Annotated in this window: 2 protein-coding genes; both read left to right on the top strand. The window is 69.6% G+C overall.

The window, feature by feature from the left end:
* Window positions 1-961 (top strand): uroporphyrinogen-III C-methyltransferase (locus DBR23_RS26230; RefSeq protein WP_108500054.1); only part of this gene is annotated, 961 nt, incomplete at its 5' end.
* A gap of 4 nt (window positions 962-965) precedes the next feature.
* The coding region (locus DBR23_RS26225; protein ID WP_108500055.1) for a heme biosynthesis HemY N-terminal domain-containing protein at window positions 966-1,981 on the top strand (1,016 nt) is incomplete at its 3' end.

Genomic DNA, 1,981 nt, shown 5'->3' with positions numbered 1-1,981 from the left:
GGTCAGCAGCGGCCTGCTGTGGCAAAAGCTCAGCGCCATTCAGGAACAACTGGCCCGGCAATCGGCCGATTCGGGCGCCCTGGCCATCGAGGCCCGCACCATGGCCCGCCAGGCCGAAGAGCTGGTGCGCGACACGGCGGCACGCCTGTCGGTGGCGGAGGCCCGCGTGAGCGAGGTCGCCCTGCAGCGCAGCCAGCTCGAAGAACTCATGCAAAGCCTGTCGCGTTCGCGCGATGAAAACCTGGTGGTGGACATTGAGTCGGCCATCCGCCTGGCGCAGCAACAGGCCCAGCTCACCGGCAGCCTGGAGCCGCTGGTGGCAGCGCTCAAAAGCGCCAACCAGCGCATCGAGCGCTCTGCCCAGCCCCGCCTGGCCCCCGTGCAGCGCGCCATCGGCCGCGACCTGGACCGCCTGACCCGCGCCACCGTGACCGACACCGCCGGCCTGCTGGCCCGCCTGGACGACCTGGTGCGCCAGGTGGACGACCTGCCCGTGCTCAACGCCGTGGCCCAGGCCGCCTCAACCAAGCGCCTGTCCGCTGGCTCCGCAGCCCCTGGCAGTGCCCCCGCCCCCACCGAGGGCCTGGCTTGGTGGCAAGCGGCCCTGCAGCGCAGCTGGGAGGTGGTGCGCGACGAGGCCCGCAGCCTGGTGCGCGTGAGCCGCATCGACCAGCCCGAAGCCATCTTGCTGGCCCCTGAGCAGACCTTCTTTTTGCGCGAGAACCTCAAGTTCAAGCTGCTCAATGCACGCCTGGGCATCCTGGCACGCCAGTTCGAGTCGGCCCGTGCCGACCTGACCGCAGCCACCGCAGCGCTCAACAAGTATTTCGACCCCGCATCGCGCCGCACCCAGAACGTGGCCTCCACGCTGCAGCAGGCCCAGGCCAGCATGAAGGCGGCCGAGCTGCCGCGCCTGGACGAAACGCTGTCGGCCCTGGCCACCGCCGCTGCGGGGCGTTGACGATATGCGTGCTGCACTTTGGCTTTTGGCGTTGTTTGGCGTGGCGGTGGCGGCCGCGCTGTTTGCGGGCAACAACCAGGGCACCGTCACCCTGTACTGGCCGCCTTACCGCATCGACCTGTCGCTCAACATGGTGGTGTTGCTGCTGGTGGGCGGTTTTGTCACCGTTTATGCGGCGCTGCGGGCCCTGGCGGCGCTGCTGGCGCTGCCGCACCAGGCACGCCGCTGGCGCGTGCAGCAAAAAGAGCGTGCCATGCACGGCGCACTGCTCGACGCCTTGACCCACATGCTGGGAGGCCGGTTCATCCGCTCGCGCAAGGCCGCTGTGGCCGCGCTGTCGCAAGAACACGCGCTGGAGGCCAGCGGCGAGGCCGTGCCCCACGGCAAGCAGCTGCGCGCCCTGGCCCACATGATTGCGGCAGAAGCGTCTCACGCACTGCAAGACCGCGCCACGCGCGAAAGCCACTTGCAGGACGCACTGCAAGAAGCCCCCATGCGCGGCTCCATCAACGAGCAGGAAATGCACGAAGGCGCCCAGATGCGCGCCGCCCGCTGGTCGCTGGACGACCGCGATGCCAACGCGGCGCTCGACCGCCTGGCAGCCCTGCCCCAGGGAGCCGCGCGGCGCACCCTGGCGCTGCGCATCAAGCTCAAGGCCACCCGTCTGGCGCGCCAGACGCAAGAGGCGCTGGACACCGCACGCCTGCTGGGCAAGCACCGTGCGTTCTCACCCAATGCCGCACAGAGCATCGTGCGCGGCCTGGCCACCGAACTCATCAACAGCGCGCACGATGTCGCTCAGTTGCAGCAGATCTGGCTGTCGCTGGAGACCAGCGAGCGCAACATGCCCGAGCTGGCCATCCACGCCGCCCAGCGGTTGGCCGCACTGGGTGGCGATGCCACGCAGGTACGTGCCTGGTTGCTGCCCGTGTGGGAACGCATGGTGGAGCTGCCCGATGCCTTGGCCGAGCAACACGCCCTCAAGCTGGTGCGTGCGCTGGAGGCGGGGCTGGATGCGCT

The sequence above is a fragment of the Acidovorax sp. HMWF018 genome (assembly GCF_003061035.1).
In the GTDB taxonomy this organism is placed as follows: Bacteria; Pseudomonadota; Gammaproteobacteria; order Burkholderiales; family Burkholderiaceae_C; genus Acidovorax; species Acidovorax delafieldii.
The sequence above is the reverse complement of the archived record's forward strand: the minus strand, read 5'-3'. Positions and strand labels throughout refer to the sequence as shown.